Here is a 16,611-nt window from a genome sequence, read left to right on the forward strand (position 1 = left end):
GCAAAAAGAATGGACCTTTCCCATGAAAAGGTCCAAGCAGTCTATTTGCTTTCAAATAGGTGAAAGTTCATTCCAAATGGATCCTCGAACATGAGGCTCTTTTCGCTATACTCTTTTGTTATGGTACAACCCTGATGAAGGAGCGAATCTTTAATGGAATCCACATCCTCCACAGCGAACTCAAAGAATACCTTTTGATTCATCCCTCCGCTTTTTTCCATATAGAAATTGGTCCCGTTCATCGTGAATTTAGTTTCCGTTTCATTTGACTCCACCAATTTCATTCCGAGGGTCTTCTCATAAAATTGTAGTGCATTCTCATAATCTTTTACTCTAATGGCGATATTGTTAGTAAGTTGATAGGGGGTCTCGCCGTTTATCTTCTTTCCCGGTCGATACTCTTCATAGCCCGATGGAAGAAGGTCAAAAAACGACCAGACAGAACAGAAATCATCACCTGGTCCAAAAAAGGTCTTCGCATGATGATAGATTTTCCCCTCCTCGTCTTTCGTGAAGACCGATACCCCAGGGTAGTTCATTCCTTCAAGTACAAATCCCATGTCCTCTTTAAAAGAGTTTTCTTTTGTGGAAACCATCGGAAAAATCCATCTTCTTTCCGCTGCGAAATTCTCCTGATCGGCCGGACTGTCCGGGCTGGATACTACAAAGGATGCTTTTCTGATAATATGGTGATACACACTGTTGAATCCGTCTGCCCACATTGTGCAATAAGAGCAGCTCTTCCCCATATTATGTACGACCAGCAGCTCTTCTTTGTCCCCAAACAGTTCCAGCAGGGAGATAGGTTTATTATGTGATGTGACAAAAGAATAGTTTGCGACCTGTTCCCCTTTGATCCCTCTTCTCATTTCGGCCAGCCTTTTTTTCTTTTCGATAATCTCCATTTCAAGTTTCTGAATTTCGTTCATCACTTGGGTTTGACTCATCGCCTGTCCCTCCTATAAGTTATATTTAAGGATAAAAATAGTCCTTTCAACTGTGTCAAGGTTGCTTTATGATAGGAATAATAACTTTTCGAAGGAGTGGCGGGATGAAACTGACAAAATATATGATTATCATCGCTATTTTCATAGCATCCATCACGTTTCATCTAACCAGTCATCCTTCATCCAATACAATTCTCTCTTTGGTGAAGGATTCCTTCTTTTTGGATCAGGACTCTATGAATTCGGATGAAAGCTCTGATAAACACTACACAGGGCTGCATGCCGAACCTTTTGCCCTTAAGCGATATTTAAGTCTTGCAATAATCGTGAAGGGTGCAGATGAGCAGCTGCCTTCTTGTCTGCTGCATCTTGTTACCGTATTCCATCAGGGGAACTATAAGGGCCATCTCATGAAAGATCTCACCTTTTAACCTAATAATAAAAGGAGGAGTTATCATGATGTGGGTTCGCATAATTGTCATTTGCTTTTTCTCCCTGACTTCCCTCAGCCTTTTCACATTTCAGGGCATTGAGGTCGTGAAAGCTTTTACAGATTATTTCCATTCGAAATAAAGATATCGAAAAAGTCGCATTCATTGGTGCGGTTTTTTCTTTTGCAAAATGATAATTATTTTCCGAAAATACAAAATATTTCGTTGGTACTTACATATATTAATACAACTAATACTTATCATTTTTTAATAAGCAAAAAGGAGCGATGTTCATGAGAGATATGCCGAACTTCGGTGAATTTTATCCAAAATCTCTTGTACCGATCAAAAATGATGATCTGTTGATTTTCTTGGAGAAAGTGACGGATATCGATTCATGTGATCATTTCAGTCATTGGTTGATTGCGCTGGAAGGAAAAGAGATGAATCTCGGCGAAGATTTCTACCATTGGCAGATAGTGGTCTTCCCGGCAGAACTGAATGGCGGATTCGATTATAAATACCCTTTATATGTCTCCTCGTTCTTCCTTTCCATCGACGAAGCACTGGAATACATCACGGAAGTCGAAAAAATCGCTAAAGACGGTCAACTGTTCACTATCGCAGGGTGAAACAAAAAAAGAAAAACATCTCTGTTTTTCTTTTTAAAGGTATATGTGAAACAGTGTACAAAGAAAAGTATACATAAATCCCTCAAATTGCATCTGCCTCGTAAGACATATCTATTTTACATTTTCCATCCAACCTATTTTATCCAGTTCTCCAATATGATGAAAATATAGCCTATCATCCGTTTCCGTCACTCCGGTGATCTGTTGGTAGGACAATCCCGGCCCTTGAAAGTCAGATACTACAACCCCTTCCTCATTGATGCTTATGACATGTGCATATCCTTGACCCCTAGGCCAGAAGCTGTGGGGGATGCGCATCACCACCGAACGGAGCCAGGCTTTATCTGCGCTATAATCCAAAAATGTGTTTCTTGGACTGACCAACCCGATCCAATACTTCCCGTCTTTCCCCTGAAGTAGGTTATCAGGCAAGCCAGGTAGATTATCAACCATTACTTGAGCCTTTTCCCCTGAATCTATTGGACTTATATTATCCGCTTTTGTACTTATCTTCCATACCCGGTACTTACCTGTTTCATTTAACAGGATATTCTCCTGTTTCTCGTCCAAAGCAATGCCATTGGCAAAACTCAGGCCATGCATCAATACTCGCGTCTCCTTTGAAGTGGGATCATACTCCAGTAACCTGCCTGTTGAGGTTTGTGCCAGTATATCGATTTCCCCTGCTGCTAGAACATCCCCGACTAGTTCTGGTATCACTTCTGATGAAGCATCAGTAAAGTATATTTTTCCGGTTCGTGCTACGACAAGGGCATCTGCAAAATATATGGCTTTTCCGTCCACGGAAGCAGTAAGGAGCTCAATATCCGCTTTTGATTGCCAGTTCTTCACTCTTAGTATTCCCCCGTGTGATCCGTACATGGGGTCTGCGATGATCAGTGCGTTCTCATAGTCAAAATCAAATCCAAGCGGCCTGCCACCTGTATTAACAACTTCTTCGATTTCAGAACCATCCGGTCGCATGCGGATGATGGCCCCTTCCTTTACTGAGGCGAAGAGCCATCCATCCTTGAAAACGATATGCTCTGGCTGACTGTAATGATCTAAACGTATAAACTTCATATTGGACAGCTTATCGTTCTGACGGTGAAAGCCTTTGTAGCCATCGCTTTTAGGAGCATCCCAATTGATCGGATCAATTGGGATTGGCCATAATGCGAAGTAAAGTGACATTAAAACCATGGATCCTCCAATAGCAAGCCAGATTCCCTTTTTTCTTTTATTCATTGAATGAAGCCCTCCTGCAACGCGCTTCGTAAAAACGGGCTCGGTTTCCCCACAGTGTATAGCTGCAAATGGTGCATGGCTCTGGTACAGCCGGTGTAGAACACCCTGCACAGACTCTCCTCACCATATACAATCTCAGATGCATCATAGATGATGACGGCTTCGAATTCGATGCCCTTTGATAAATAAGATGGTACCACGACTACACCTTGTTCATACTCCATCGAATTGCTCTTTAAGAGTTTAATTTCATCGATGTTAGTAAGAGATTCATATGCACGTAAGCTTTCCTCGGCAGATTTGCAGATGATCGCGATACTATCGAAACCAAGTTTTCGCAAATCTTTGACTTTGGATGCGATCCTACGATGCAGTTCATCGTGATCAACTAATTGTTCTAGGGAAGGTCTCATTCCGTCGCGTTCAAAAGGAATAATCCCTTCTCCATTTGGAACAAGTCTTCGGGTGAATTCAATGATCGGTTTAGTGGAACGGTAACTCCGCGAGATATTGATCATTTCTGTTTTTGCGGGTCCGTAAAGGCCTGTAAGTGTGTTGAAATCAACCTCTTCACTGGCATGGGCAAATATCGCCTGGTTAAAGTCTCCGAGAACGGTCATCCTTGCTGCAGGAAACAACCGCTTCAGGAATTCAAACTGGAAGGGGGAATAATCCTGTGCCTCATCAATAACTATATGTTTAATGGAGCTGTTTATCTGAAAGCCAAGTATCAGCTCTTTCAAAAGGAGGAACGGAGTAGCATCCTCATAAAAAAGTTTATCTTCATTCAGTCTTTCCAGGGTCGCCTCACAAATATCTGGCCATTCTGCGGGAGTCTTCCCTTCCATCAAACGCTCGATCTGAGGTTGAACAGTAAAAAGTTGCTTGTATAACCCCTTGAAGTCGATAAATCGGAACGCTCTGACTTGTTTTCTTGCCTTCTTCAATTTTTGGTGCACAATCAAACGTGAAAGTGCTTCCGGCTCCATTTCGTAGTCGCCGATCGATTCTCTTTCATACCCGCGTTTTTTTGCCAAGAACTTATGTGCCTTATGGTAATCATCGTTGCTAAGCAGCTCTATCTCCTCCTGTACCCAGGGTTTTGTCCTCTCTGCCTTTTGGACCTCGCTTATCTTCTTGATTAACCAATCCTTCAATTTTTCAAGTCTATTATGGAAACGGAGTGCCGTGTCATGACTATAAAACCTATCTGCAATTTGTTGGCCGGTAATAATTGTCTTCCCCCTGAATGTAATATCTTCAAAAAGCATTCCCGAAGACTCGAGTGACTCTCTATAAGATTGAATCGCCTCAAAAAACCTTGTGGATGCTTTAAAACGGATACCTGCATGTCTTGTTCCATAGGAAGGATTATGAACCTCGGTTAAAACATATTCCAACTGTTCGTAGGGATTTTCTGCGTGGAACTCTTTACTCAGACGGTGGTCCAAGTATTCCTGGAAGGTGACCTGTTGCATGTTTTCTTCACCAAGTTCCGGCAGTACATTGGACACGTAACTGCTGAACATGGAATTTGGTGAAAAAAGAATGATTTGGTCAGCATTCAGGCTATCCCGATATTTGTAGAGCAAATAGGCAATTCTTTGGAGGGCGGCTGACGTCTTCCCACTACCTGCTGCACCATGGACAATAAGTAGCCGCCCTTGGTCATGACGGATGATCCTATTTTGCTCTTGTTGAATGGTGGCTACTATATTGTGCATCTGTTTGTCGGTACCTTTGCCAAGAACCTCCTGTAAAATCTCATCTCCAATGGTAATACTCGTATCAAACATGGATATCAGAGCACCGCCGCGAATGAGATATTGCCACTTTTTCTCCAATATGCCGTGGATTTCTCCCTCCGGAGTCAAGTACTTGGCAGCACCGGGCTGGTAATCATAGTAGACACTCGAGACAGGGGCCCTCCAGTCGTAGATCAGAAAATTTTCCCCACCAGCATCACTGAGAGAGGATATGCCAATATAGATTTGTTCCACATTTGAAGTCCCTTCTTCAATAAAATCGATCCGACCAAAATAAGGATTCGCCTGCATTCTGCGAAGCGTGGATAATCGTTTGGCTGCATGTCTATGGGTGCTCTGGCTTACCGACAAGGCTTGAGCTTCTTGACGCAAGCCAATAATGGTCTCAAGGTAATCATCAAAGCTATCTGTACTCACCTTTACTTCATCCCAAAAGTGTTTTCGGATATGAACCACTTCGTTCCGACGCCTGGCAGTTTCCTCTTCCAAACTGGTGATTTCATCCGAAATCGTCTCCATCACCCTGTCTACTCGTTCCTGCTCTTTTTGAAATCCTGAATTCACGGCAAACACTCCTTAAAAAAATTTAGTAAAAGAGTTGACTTACGCTTGGATTACATTGTATAATTAAAATAGGGAAAATATATTAAATTTTAAAACACAATGCATATCTATATAAATTTACCATAATATTTCATGTTTATCAATGACTAATTTGTCGCCAAATACCTTTTAGCTAAGGTGTTTGGCTTTTTTTATGTAAGTATGCATGGAGTTCCTGCAATTAAAAGAAGCCTATCAATTTGATAGACTCATCTTTTTCTAGGCAAGTCTGAAAACAATCCCATGACCGCCCTTTGGGTATTCCCACTTTATATTCTGATGCGGACAGCCGATCCGGCAGCTTCCGCATTCATGACACCCTTCATATCCGACATGCATCCTGATCTGTTCCCATTTGTAGATTTCAGCTGGGCAAAATATGGTACATAATTTGTCAGGACATTTTGTCAGGCAAATGTCCTCATCCATGACATGGAGATGTGATTTGGTGTCTGCATTGAAACGAACAAGGTACTGTTTCTCTTCGATAGTCTGACATTTCTTTTGTTCCGTCATTACTTCATCACCTTCCACGCTCGATAGGCATCTCGAGCCAGTTTGAGTTTTTCTTTCGGTGAGCCTAGGTCCTTCCAGATCTTTTTTTGTTTTTCCCATTTGGATTTTCCATCGACCGTAAACATCTGGCTTGCTGCACGATTGACCATCGGGATATACTGATCGAAATATTGAGGGAATTTATTGAAGTGATGTGTTGAATCTTTATATTTCTTCATATCCTGCCCGACGAAGCTTTTCATCAGGTTGATCCGGTACTGATCCAGGGTTGTTTCAGAGAAATCACCCTGTTCTTTTGCTGAAAGAATCGTTTCGGCAGCAAGTCTTCCGGAAGTCATCGCAAGATTGGAACCTTCCCGGTGAATGGCATTGACAAGCTGTGCAGCGTCTCCGACCACGACAACCCCATTGCCGACAATCCTGCCCATCGATTTGAGACCGCCCTCCGGAATGAGATGTGCCAGATATTCAACAGGCTCCCCCCCAGCAAGATACGGTCTTACCATCGGATGGTTTTTGACATATTCCAATAGCTCATATGGTCTTATTTTATGCTCGATCAGACCAGAAAGAAGTGTCCCGACACCAATACTTAAAGTATCTTTATTTGTATAAAGGAAACCGGTTCCAAGAATACCTTTTGTTGCGTCTCCAAATAGCTCGATCGTACAACCCTGGTTCTTTTCGAGGTTAAAGCGCTCCTCGATGGTTTTGCTGTCCAGCTTGATGATTTCCATGGTAGCAAGCGCCACTTCATCCGGACGGTATTCTTTATGGAAGCCTAGGGATTTTCCTAATAGGGAGTTGACACCGTCCGCAAGTACGACGACATCAGCGTAGACTTCCCCGTTGGGACGATCGGTCCTTACTCCTATCACCTTGCCGTCCTCTACAATGCATTCAAGCACCACTGTTTCATTGACAAGCAATGCGCCCTGCTCCACCGCTTTACCCGCAAACCATTGATCGAACTTTGCCCTAAGCACTGTAAAGTTATTATAGGGCTCCTGTGCCCATTCAAGGCCTTTATACCCGAATGTCACTGCAGACTCCTTATCCATCATCATGAAGCGCTGCTCGACAATCGGCCGCTCAAGCGGGGCCTCCTTATGAAAATCCGGTATGATATCCTCCATCATCTTGCGGTACAGCACTCCACCCATCACATTCTTTGAGCCGGGATATTCCCCGCGTTCAAGCAAAAGGACGTTTGCCCCGCCCTTTGCCAATTCAAAGGCACAGGAAATACCCGCTGGTCCTGCTCCTACTACGATGGCGTCAAATTTCTCAGACATGATTTGCCTCCTCCCCGACTAGCTCCTTTTTGAATTCCTGAACCATCAAAGGGATAATCTCAAAGGCATCACCTACGATCCCGTAATGGCACGATTGGAATATGGCTGCATCAGGATCTTTATTGATCGCAATGATGAGCCCGGCATTTTTCATTCCGACAATATGCTGGATGGCACCTGAAATGCCTATGGCAAAATATATTTTTGGAGTCACTGTCACTCCGGTCTGTCCAACTTGATGATGATGCTCGATCCAGCCAGCTTCCACCACATCCCTGCTGGCACCGACGACTCCACCTAGCGTATCTGCCAGTTGATGAATCAGCTTGAAACCTTCTGCACTGCCAAGTCCTTTGCCACCCGCAACAACGATGTCCGCTTCATCGATCCGCACTTTTTTAGTAGTTTCCCTTACAATCTCCAAGACTTTTGTTCTCATATTCTCTTCTCTAAGATCGATGTACTCCTCTACCACTGTTCCGGTTTTGCCAGCTTCAGGGGAGAGGGCCTTCATCACCTTTGGTCGCACCGTCGCCATCTGCGGTCTGTATTTTTTGCATAGGATGGTCGCCATGATATTCCCGCCAAAGGCTGGTCGGCTTGCCAAGAGAAGCCCTGTATCCTCTTCAACATCAAGCTCGGTTGTATCTGCTGTCAAACCGGTAGGGAGATCTGTAGCAACAGCACTGGCCAAATCCTTTCCAGTCGAAGTGGCACCATACAGGATGATTTCCGGTTTATGCTTTTCGCTGCAGTGAAGGAGTGCTTTCATAAATGATTCCGTGCGATAGAGCTTGAAGATCGGCTGATCGTATATATAGACGGTATCTGCACCATACTCGAATACCGTAGATGCCAGGTTCTTCACACCGTCTCCTATCAGTACACCCCCAAGTTCCACTTTCCTTTTGTCCGCAAGTTTCCTCCCTGCACCAAGAAGTTCAAGGGAAACGGGAGCTATTTTCCCTTCTTTTTCTTCAATAAAAACCCAGACACCTCGGTAATCTTCAAAGCTCACTCTAATCCCCTCTTTTCTGCAAACAGTTCTTTCTTTTCCAGTACAATGGAAAGGATCTGCTTGACCTGTTCATTGGCTTCTCCTTCCAACAGCTTGCCCCCTTCTGGCTTTGGCGGCGCCCAAACCTTTGCCACGATGGTCGGAGAGCCTTTCAGGCCAAGCTGTGTCCTGTCGATATCGGCTAGATCATTGACAGACCAGATGTGAGGATTATATCTCGCGGCCCTCAACATATTGGGGAATGTGGAATATGGCACCTCATTGATTTCTTTTTCGACAGATAATAGACAAGGCAAATCTGTTCGTACTACCTCATAACCGTCCTCGAGCTTGCGATGGACCACCATGAAGCCTTCTTCTTTATTGATCTCCACTACTTTTTTGACAGACGTCAATGGTGGAATATCCAATCTCCTCGCTATGCCCGGTCCGACTTGCCCGGTATCCCCATCGATGGTCATCTTTCCACATATGATCAGATCAATCGGTTTGATCTCACTTATTTTGTCAATTGCCTTCGTTAATGCATAACTTGTTGCCAGTGTATCAGCCCCGGCAAATGCCCGGTCTGATATCATATACCCTTCATCTGCACCGATTTCGATGCATTTCCTGATGGCTTTCACCGCTGGCGGCGGGCCCATCGTCACTACCGAAACGGTTCCACCATATTTATTTTTGAGGCGCACGGCCTCCTCGACTGCATGTGCGTCATATGGATTCAAAATGGCGGGTGCACTTGCGCGGTCCATCGTATTCGTTTTCGGGTTCATCTTAATGACCTTCGTATCCGGCACCTGTTTGATACATGCGACAATATGAAGCAATCCCTTCCCCTCCTAGCCTTCATCTATTTCACTATTTTTCATGATGTATAAGTAGATAACTGTCCCATTATTATTCATATATATGGACAAGGGGAAAGGAACATTCCTTTTTTTGAAATTGACTGGGTGGTGGGGATACTCAGGAGTATATTTATGGGGTGAATGTAAAAAAGAGCCCTTTTGTGAAAGGACTCCTGTTGCTTTTGAATACTTTTATATTAAATGGCAATTAACAATCTAGCTATCAACCTACTTTTCCTTCTCCGCTTCAAACCTGCTGATCAGTTCATATGGATGCAGATTGAATGCTTCTGCAGGAAGATAGGTCGGTTCCAATGCATCGAGTACCCTGGTGAGGAAATGTGGTCTTGTTATCCATGCTCCTGCATTATTCTTATCAAGCTTGTGGAAAAAAACTTCCTTCGTTTCCACCCCATCAGGCAGTGGCTCTCCTGAAATATATTCCCCTCTGAACACTACACTTACAATCCCTTTTGTCATGTTCTGATAGATTCCGGTTATTCCGGTCAAGGAAACCGATACACCGGTTTCCTCCAACACTTCCCTTATTGCACCTTCCGCCAATGTTTCACCATTTTCCAGCTGCCCTCCTGGGATTTCATAAGTGTCTGCGCGGTGATGATTTTTCACGAGCAGGATTTCCCCTTTATCGTTTGTGATCAATGCACTTACGGCTACAATATGCCTTGGTGGATGATATGTACCGGTTGCATGCATGAAATCCTGGCTGCTTGTCACAAAAACTTCCCCAAGCTCTTTTCTCCTAGCCTGGGCCCTTCTATGGAGTTCACTGCTTCGGATAGCTTTTTCAATACTTTCATAATGTTCCTGATTGAGATATTCCCAGATGGCGACGACTTCACTTTTATCCTCGGTCACCCAGCGGCCGACTAGCTTTGCTCCATTGGTGATTTGATTCGGATAGAGATATTCATGAAAAAAAGCTGTGAATTCCTCCAATTTTTCGGGAATTATTTTGTAAGTTTTTCTCCTATAAATCATATTTCCCCCTCCTTGCTATCTTTTTCCAAATAAGCCTATATCCTATAGTTCGACAGAAACTTCAGAAACTCCTTTTGCACTGAATGTTCATATTTCATAAGGGCGTAAGTATGAGCCTCTGGTAAAGGGATGGAGGGGCAGTCTATTTCCAGAAGGCGCCCTTCCAAAAGTTCTCTTCTTACAGTGGACCCCGGCAAGAATGACACCCCTAGACCCTCGACAATGAATCGCTTTGTAATATGCACCTGCGAGACCTTCATCATTTTGACCCTTGGATATTTCACTTTGATAATCTGGCATAGCTCCTCCCAATAACCGGGATGATTATGGGTCAGGAGGGTATTTGTTTCAAGGATTTCCTCTGCATCCAACGGGTGGGCACGCTCCGAATCAAAGCCATCATGCGGAGCCACAAAAACCAGTGAATCACGGTACAGGGAATGGTTCTTCACTTTAGGGTCGCGAGCAGGCAAACAGGATAATCCTATATCCACTTCCTCGGCCATTATGGAAGCTTCTATATCAATCGATTCAATGATCCTGATGGATATCTCTACTTGTGGGTATTTGTTGATAAATCTTTTAAGCACGTACGGCAGTATGGTGTCGGCAATCAAAGGTGAAATGGCAATCGTAAGGGTGGAACTGAAACCTTGTTGATAGGAATGCAGGTCAGCAACTCCCTCGTCATAAACCGCCAGCATCCTTTTTGCATAACTCAAGTACCGTCTGCCCTCTTCAGTAAGCACGATATTTCTGCCTTCACGAACGAACAATTGCGCTCCTATTTCCTTTTCTAGCAGCTTGATATGGACAGTGACCGTTGGCTGTGATAGGAATAATAGCTCGGCAGTCCTCCGGAAGTTTGCAGTTTCTGCAGCGGAAACAAAGGTCCGGAGCCAGTTGAAATCCATTTGAGATCATCCTCCTATCGATTAAAGAATATAATTAATTCGATTAATTATATTCAATATTCATAATTACTTTTATTTTATAAAATATTGAATAGAAAGGAAAGGAGAGAATTGAATGATGAAGCCAGGTTTGAAAGGTGTCATTGCAGCTGAAACGAAAATCGGTGAAGTGGATGGATTGAATGGAAGGCTGGTGTACAGAGGTTATGAAATCAGGGAATTGACAAAGGAACGGACGTTTGAAGAAGTTGCCTATCTTTTGTGGTATGGAAAGATCCCTGAACCGGAAGAACTTCTCCAGTTTCACAGACTATTTCATCAAAGCAGACAATTGACGCCGGTCATGATGAATGTACTGGATGCACTCCCTGATAATATGGACATGATGAGCGTGCTTCGTACCGTACTTTCTGCCGAAGGGGATTCCACTTACGGATGGAAACCTACCCTCGATCAGGCAGTGTCACTGACTGCAAAAATCCCTACCATTATTGCAAGTAGGAAAAACACCCTCGAGGGACGGCCGTTAATCGATCCTGATAACAACCTCAGCCATGTAGAGAATTACTTATATATGTTACATGGTTCATTGCCAAAAGCAGAACATGTAAGAGCACTTGAAACATATATGATCCTTACCATGGAGCATGGGATGAATGCCTCCACATTTTCTGCAAGGGTCACCGCATCAACGGAATCGGATTTGGTTTCAGCAATATGTGCAGCAATCGGCACAATGAAGGGTCCGCTTCATGGCGGAGCACCATCTGAAGTAATTGCGCTTTTGGATGAGGTGAAGCAAGAGCAGAATGTCAGGTCATTCCTTAGTCAAAAAATATTGGCTGGAGAAAAACTGATGGGGTTTGGCCATCGTGTCTATAAAACACATGACCCACGTGCTCTTGCGTTAAAGGAGAAACTGATGGAGCAGGAAGGTAAAGATGAATGGCTCGACCTTGCCCTATCGGTGGAAGTGGCTGCGATTGCAGCCCTCGAGGAGCATAAACCCGGAAGAGCATTGTATACAAATGTGGAATTTTATGCGGCAGCGATCATGAAGGCAATTGAACTTGACCCATCCCTCTTCACACCTACATTTACAGCAAGCAGGATGGTGGGTTGGACGGCCCATGTTCTGGAACAGGCAGAAAACAACACAATTTTCCGTCCTTTATCAAGGTATATTGGTAAATGATCATAAGTAACTGGAGCAGCTGTATGGATTTTTACAAATGCAGCTGTTTTTATGGAATTCACTTTACATAACTATATTATGTGATACATGATGGAATTCATAAAAATAGCCGAGGGGAATCATCCTCTCGGCAACTTTTACTTTCCTTATTCACAGCCCTCATCTGAACAGTACGAAGTTTTATCCTTCGAGTCAAGTGACTGTAGCACAGGTTTTTCATTCTCTTCTTCCCAGACCTTTTCAAGAGCCTGTACGAATGTTTCTACAGACTGAGCACCCGAAATGGCATACTTACGGTTCAATACAAAGAATGGAACACCTTGAACCCCTATCTCACGGGCTTCAGCTTCATCCGCACGGACGTTTTGCTCATAGTGGTTGCTGTTCAAGACCTCTTCCACTTCTGCAGAATCAAGCCCGACTTCAATGGCAAGCTCCTTCAAGTACTCCGGACTTCCTATATGCTTCGAATCTGTGAAATGCGCTTTTAACAGGCTTTCCGTTAATTCTTGGTCTTTGCCTTTTTTTTCTGCGAGCTTTGCCAAGCGGTGCGCATCAAAGGTATTGGTAGGGATGTTTGAATCAAAATTAAATTCAAGCCCGACAGTTGCTGCTTGAGCGGCAACTCCCTCGCTCATTTTCTTTGCTTCCGAAACAGGCATGCCGTATTTTTTAGCAAGAATTTCATGAATGGAGAGATCCGTATCACGCTTTGCATTAGGATCCAATTCAAAGCTTTTATATTGTACTTCCACTTTATCTTGATGTGGAAACTTCTCTAACGCTTCCTCAAGTCTTCTTTTCCCTATATAGCAAAATGGACAAACAAAGTCGGACCAAACTTCTATCTTCATTGTTTTATCGCACCTCTTTCTGAATGTTGTTTGATACATCTTAACATACTGCAACATTATCCTCTCCTATTTTGCTTAGAAAGGAAAAGCGATCTGGAAGCTTTATAAATATTTAGCAACATCATGTTACATCTGTCAGATTAAATTGATTTAATAAATATCTGCAAAGGACGGATGACTCCGCTCTCACTGAAACATAAGGAGGCCTTGAATTCCTTCCGGTTTCATAAGGTGTGCCAAGCCAAAGGATCTCTTCATCGATCATCACAAATGGAAAAGTCAGCTCTTCCACCACTCTCTTTACCGTAAAAAGAGGCTGATCGAGATTTTGACCTGTGACAATCACTAATGTTGAACGAGCATTAAATTTCTTTATTACTTCCAGCCATTGCGAGGAAAGGGTGGAAATGCTAGGTACGCCGATAATGACGGACTTTTTGGATTGGGCCATATCATAGAGTACCTTTTCCAGCTTTAACGCATGCATCCACTGAACTTTTGCATGCTGATTTTTTACCCATATCCCGATATCTTTCGGAAAAACCTGATATTGGCGGGACTCCTGGTGTAGAATCAGTTTTCGTATCGTTTTTTGTGAGCCGATTCTGCTTTTCATGAAATGGGTATCACATATATGGACGAATTTCCCTCTTGTCCTTGTAATAGCCACATTTAATAAACGTTCGCTCTCTTTTCCCATCAATAGCATTCCAGGTCGATTTACAGGATAACTGTCCACTGAATCGAAAATAACCAGATCCTTTTCACTTCCTTGAAATCTGTGGACAGTTGCAGAAAGTATCTCTGCGTTTGCCATTTCTTCCAGATAAACTTCCTCCAGAAAGGATTCCATAAGATTTGCCTGTGCGCGGTATGGAGAAATATATCCTATAGAGCGTATACCCGCAAGATTTCCTTCATGGATATTTTGAAAAGAAAGTAGCAGATGCCATAGGTTCACCCTTGACCTTGACACCCTATCAATAATCCCATACTCCCCTGTAAAGCTTGTATGCAAAAGGACTGAAGCTTGCCCGGCAAATGGCAAGCTCTTGGCCAAAGCCTCCCTCTGTTTCTTGATTTCAGGATGGTCTCCAACCAGGGAGTGATAGATATGCATATTCGTGAAAGAGGATATGTCCGGATGCATTCTTCTCTGCTCTTTCAATAGCAGCAATTGAGGATGTAGCATCCCGTTACCCACTGTGTCTGCCACACCTGCAAGATGAAATATGTCTTCACGTAGCCATTTATCCACCAGTTCATGCCTTGCGGAAGCAATCGGTGGGAGCTGTTTGAAATCACCACAGATGATGACATGCCTGCCTAATGAAGCAGCAAATGCGGCTTGAGGCACGTATGCCATGCTTGCTTCGTCGACGATTACCACATCATAATCCTTTTCATAGATCGTTTTATCTCCTGCAGCCTTGGCTAAAGTGGTACCTATAATAAAAGCATCCTCCAGGAAATCCATTTCTTTCTGGCGTATCTTCTCCATGATCCTCCCGAGCTTGTTTTCAATTTCCAACAGCTGTGCGGAATCTTTCTTACTGAAAGACTTGTACAAGTCCCTGTTCAGAAGCCCCCGTTCTTCCATCAACTTATTTTTTTGCTTTGCAAGCTCTGGATGGTCACTTTCTATAAGCTGGCTGGTAGAAAGTGCAAATGGCTGTGAAAGCATGGCAAGGCTTTGTGTCCCATAACGTAACACATCTCCTTCCACAAACCGTTCCTTTTTCGAAATAAAGGAAGCGATCTCCTTGATCAGAACATCCACTGCCTGATTACTGTGGGAAAGGATCAACACTTTTTTCTTTTTAAAATATTTATTGGCAGCGACCCTGGCAAGAGTATAAGTTTTGCCGGTGCCAGGCGGTCCCCATACAAATGTGACAGGGTTATACTTTGACCTGAGTATGAGTTCGTGCACATTGCTTTTTATAATGTCCATCGGGTGATTTACTTTCTCGCTTGGATTTAAAAGCCTTTTAACCCTCAAACGTCGCTTTTTATTATCCTTAAGGTCTTCAATCCTCTCAAAAAGGTTATCTAACAGCTCCCATGGATCATAATGGATATAAGCATCTGTCAGGCTGTTGCCCAAGGACTCTTCAAAACTCAGGATGACACTCTTTCCTTCAGAAGTAAGAACTTTCCCTTCTTTCTTCAGGGTGCCCCATTCCAGTTTGATCTTGCTTCCTGCTGGTATCCGGATCGACTGAGTTGCTTCAAAGAAATAGGTAAAGCCTTTTTCTCGTGAAAAAAGATTCCCATTGCGAACAAGATACTTGGTGCTTCCATACTGCTTTAGATGCATGATTTCGATTTTTATGGCTTTCTGCCATTCCTTTATATAGCCCAGTAAACTTTTTTTCATTTCATTCTTCCTTCGTACCTGAAGAAACCCCGTCCAAATTAGACAGGGTTTCTTTTTATTGTTGCTATACTATAGCATATTCTTGATTTTGATACTAACTCCTAATCGAACCTTTGATCTGTTTCACCGTCCACCATCCGCTCTAATTCATTTAGAAAGTTTAATTGAAGTGGTCCCGGGAGCATATCCTGGATCTTGATAACAAGGTCCAGGGATTCCGCTTCTTCCTGCAGTATGGGTCTGTTAGAAAGAGCAGTAAACCATTTTTCAAACTCATCGATGAAAAGATAGAAGTCCTGTTCGAATTTCTCAGCCCAGTCCGCACCCTCGTCACCATCTGTCTGCTGCATCATTTTCCAATCTTCCAATGTCGTTTGTAAGCTGTCCATCACTTTATCTTCCATCAGGACCTCCTTGTTATACAAAAAAGTGCCAGATCTCTTATGAAAAAGAGTTCGGACACTTTTCATTCTATTTATAAAACTTCACTACGGTTTTTTCGACCTTTTTATCCTCTTTGGATACATTTTTCGGCTTGATTGGTGCAACTGGTTCTGCTTTCACATTTTCAGTAGCGCTTATCTCCAGATAAAACGGGTTTGAAGCTTTATCCCCGCCTAGATAGCCTTTCAAGATTTTCAATTTGCTTGTCGACCCTTTCAGCATAGCCTTATAATCCCAGTCGATTTCATTTTTATAGGTACTATCCATTCTTTCCTTTAACGCCAATGCTTCTGATACTGCTTCAGCAGGCGTCCGGAAAAATGTATCCGCCCTTTTTAGCCCGCGTTTTTTCATGCCGTCTCCAGCTCTTGCTTGATAAAGTGTTACTGACATATTTGGTCATCCTTTCTTATGTCGGATTCACACCTTTAGACGGTGAGTCTGTACACCAGGATACCAAAGGAAGTTTCCTTCTCCCATTAGTATACCCCTTAATGCCAATTACTACCACGATTATA

16 protein-coding genes are annotated in these 16,611 nt (G+C 43.3%); 3 read left to right on the forward strand and 13 right to left on the reverse strand.

The window, feature by feature from the left end; all coding sequences use genetic code 11:
* Positions 1–41: 41 nt before the first annotated feature.
* Positions 42–947 carry a DUF899 family protein gene (locus JOC95_RS05260; RefSeq protein WP_204414153.1) on the reverse strand — a complete coding sequence of 302 codons (906 nt, stop codon included), beginning with the start codon at positions 945–947 and terminating at the stop codon, positions 42–44.
* 104 nt (positions 948–1,051) lie between these two features.
* Here JOC95_RS05260 and JOC95_RS05265 point away from each other — a divergent pair, with 104 nt between their 5' ends.
* A complete protein-coding gene (locus tag JOC95_RS05265; protein WP_204414155.1) occupies positions 1,052–1,378 on the forward strand; it encodes a hypothetical protein in 327 nt (108 codons plus the stop codon).
* A gap of 293 nt (positions 1,379–1,671) precedes the next feature.
* Positions 1,672–2,010 carry a hypothetical protein gene (locus tag JOC95_RS05270; RefSeq protein ID WP_204414157.1) on the forward strand — a complete coding sequence of 113 codons (339 nt, stop codon included), beginning with the start codon at positions 1,672–1,674 and terminating at the stop codon, positions 2,008–2,010.
* Positions 2,011–2,121: 111 nt separating this feature from the next.
* Here JOC95_RS05270 and JOC95_RS05275 read toward each other — a convergent pair whose 3' ends face one another.
* The 8 genes from JOC95_RS05275 to JOC95_RS05310 all read right to left on the reverse strand — a co-directional run bounded on the left by JOC95_RS05275 (position 2,122) and on the right by JOC95_RS05310 (position 11,220).
* The gene (locus JOC95_RS05275; RefSeq protein ID WP_204414159.1) at positions 2,122–3,258 is read right to left on the reverse strand and encodes an SMP-30/gluconolactonase/LRE family protein; all 1,137 of its coding nucleotides are present in this window, start codon (positions 3,256–3,258) and stop codon (positions 2,122–2,124) included.
* Positions 3,255–5,588, reverse strand: a complete 2,334-nt coding sequence (helD, locus tag JOC95_RS05280; protein ID WP_204414161.1) for an RNA polymerase recycling motor HelD — start codon at positions 5,586–5,588, stop codon at positions 3,255–3,257. Before helD ends, JOC95_RS05275 begins: the two co-directional genes overlap by 4 nt.
* 258 nt (positions 5,589–5,846) lie before the next feature.
* Positions 5,847–6,143: a ferredoxin family protein gene (locus tag JOC95_RS05285; protein WP_204414168.1), complete on the reverse strand. Its 297-nt coding sequence runs from the start codon at positions 6,141–6,143 to the stop codon at positions 5,847–5,849.
* On the reverse strand, positions 6,143–7,438 hold the full coding sequence (locus JOC95_RS05290) for an FAD-dependent oxidoreductase (protein ID WP_204414169.1): 1,296 nt from the start codon (positions 7,436–7,438) through the stop codon (positions 6,143–6,145). Before JOC95_RS05290 ends, JOC95_RS05285 begins: the two co-directional genes overlap by 1 nt.
* Positions 7,431–8,456, reverse strand: coding sequence for an FAD-binding protein (locus tag JOC95_RS05295; protein WP_204414171.1), 1,026 nt, complete (start codon positions 8,454–8,456; stop codon positions 7,431–7,433). The genes JOC95_RS05290 and JOC95_RS05295 overlap by 8 nt, the downstream gene beginning before the upstream one ends.
* Positions 8,453–9,283, reverse strand: a complete 831-nt coding sequence (locus JOC95_RS05300) for an electron transfer flavoprotein subunit beta/FixA family protein (protein WP_204414173.1) — start codon at positions 9,281–9,283, stop codon at positions 8,453–8,455. The genes JOC95_RS05295 and JOC95_RS05300 overlap by 4 nt, the downstream gene beginning before the upstream one ends.
* A 249-nt stretch (positions 9,284–9,532) precedes the next feature.
* Positions 9,533–10,306: an NUDIX domain-containing protein gene (locus JOC95_RS05305; RefSeq protein WP_204414175.1), complete on the reverse strand. Its 774-nt coding sequence runs from the start codon at positions 10,304–10,306 to the stop codon at positions 9,533–9,535.
* Positions 10,307–10,341: 35 nt separating this feature from the next.
* Entirely contained in the window at positions 10,342–11,220 is an 879-nt protein-coding gene (locus JOC95_RS05310) for a LysR family transcriptional regulator (RefSeq protein ID WP_204414177.1), read from the reverse strand.
* Between the two features lie 115 nt (positions 11,221–11,335).
* Between JOC95_RS05310 and JOC95_RS05315 the strand changes: the two genes are divergently transcribed.
* On the forward strand, positions 11,336–12,415 hold the full coding sequence (locus tag JOC95_RS05315) for a citrate synthase/methylcitrate synthase (RefSeq protein WP_204414179.1): 1,080 nt from the start codon (positions 11,336–11,338) through the stop codon (positions 12,413–12,415).
* 146 nt (positions 12,416–12,561) lie between these two features.
* On the opposite strand, the gene JOC95_RS05320 is transcribed toward JOC95_RS05315, so the two are convergent.
* From JOC95_RS05320 to JOC95_RS05335, 4 genes are all read right to left on the reverse strand, one after another.
* On the reverse strand, positions 12,562–13,269 hold the full coding sequence (locus JOC95_RS05320) for a DsbA family oxidoreductase (RefSeq protein WP_204414181.1): 708 nt from the start codon (positions 13,267–13,269) through the stop codon (positions 12,562–12,564).
* A 121-nt stretch (positions 13,270–13,390) separates the two neighbouring features.
* Complete coding sequence (locus tag JOC95_RS05325; protein WP_204414183.1) at positions 13,391–15,649, reverse strand: AAA domain-containing protein; 2,259 nt, start codon at positions 15,647–15,649, stop codon at positions 13,391–13,393.
* Between the two features lie 101 nt (positions 15,650–15,750).
* Positions 15,751–16,053: a hypothetical protein gene (locus tag JOC95_RS05330; RefSeq protein ID WP_204414185.1), complete on the reverse strand. Its 303-nt coding sequence runs from the start codon at positions 16,051–16,053 to the stop codon at positions 15,751–15,753.
* Positions 16,054–16,120: 67 nt separating this feature from the next.
* Positions 16,121–16,486, reverse strand: coding sequence for a hypothetical protein (locus JOC95_RS05335; protein WP_204414187.1), 366 nt, complete (start codon positions 16,484–16,486; stop codon positions 16,121–16,123).
* Positions 16,487–16,611: the final 125 nt, after the last annotated feature.

It is taken from the genome of Sutcliffiella tianshenii, assembly GCF_016908565.1.
Classification (GTDB): domain Bacteria; phylum Bacillota; class Bacilli; order Bacillales; family Bacillaceae_I; genus Sutcliffiella_A; species Sutcliffiella_A tianshenii.

What these genes read in the sequence shown, in the direction of transcription:
- JOC95_RS05260 (WP_204414153.1), bottom strand. Translation starts at nt 947, where the DNA reads ATGAGTCAAACCCAAGTGATGAACGAAATTCAGAAACTTGAAATGGAG.
- JOC95_RS05265 (WP_204414155.1), top strand. Translation starts at nt 1,052, where the DNA reads ATGAAACTGACAAAATATATGATTATCATCGCTATTTTCATAGCATCC.
- JOC95_RS05270 (WP_204414157.1), top strand. Translation starts at nt 1,672, where the DNA reads ATGAGAGATATGCCGAACTTCGGTGAATTTTATCCAAAATCTCTTGTA.
- JOC95_RS05275 (WP_204414159.1), bottom strand. Translation starts at nt 3,258, where the DNA reads ATGAATAAAAGAAAAAAGGGAATCTGGCTTGCTATTGGAGGATCCATG.
- JOC95_RS05285 (WP_204414168.1), bottom strand. Translation starts at nt 6,143, where the DNA reads ATGACGGAACAAAAGAAATGTCAGACTATCGAAGAGAAACAGTACCTT.
- JOC95_RS05290 (WP_204414169.1), bottom strand. Translation starts at nt 7,438, where the DNA reads ATGTCTGAGAAATTTGACGCCATCGTAGTAGGAGCAGGACCAGCGGGT.
- JOC95_RS05305 (WP_204414175.1), bottom strand. Translation starts at nt 10,306, where the DNA reads ATGATTTATAGGAGAAAAACTTACAAAATAATTCCCGAAAAATTGGAG.
- JOC95_RS05310 (WP_204414177.1), bottom strand. Translation starts at nt 11,220, where the DNA reads ATGGATTTCAACTGGCTCCGGACCTTTGTTTCCGCTGCAGAAACTGCA.
- JOC95_RS05315 (WP_204414179.1), top strand. Translation starts at nt 11,336, where the DNA reads ATGATGAAGCCAGGTTTGAAAGGTGTCATTGCAGCTGAAACGAAAATC.
- JOC95_RS05320 (WP_204414181.1), bottom strand. Translation starts at nt 13,269, where the DNA reads ATGAAGATAGAAGTTTGGTCCGACTTTGTTTGTCCATTTTGCTATATA.
- JOC95_RS05325 (WP_204414183.1), bottom strand. Translation starts at nt 15,649, where the DNA reads ATGAAAAAAAGTTTACTGGGCTATATAAAGGAATGGCAGAAAGCCATA.
- JOC95_RS05330 (WP_204414185.1), bottom strand. Translation starts at nt 16,053, where the DNA reads ATGGAAGATAAAGTGATGGACAGCTTACAAACGACATTGGAAGATTGG.
- JOC95_RS05335 (WP_204414187.1), bottom strand. Translation starts at nt 16,486, where the DNA reads ATGTCAGTAACACTTTATCAAGCAAGAGCTGGAGACGGCATGAAAAAA.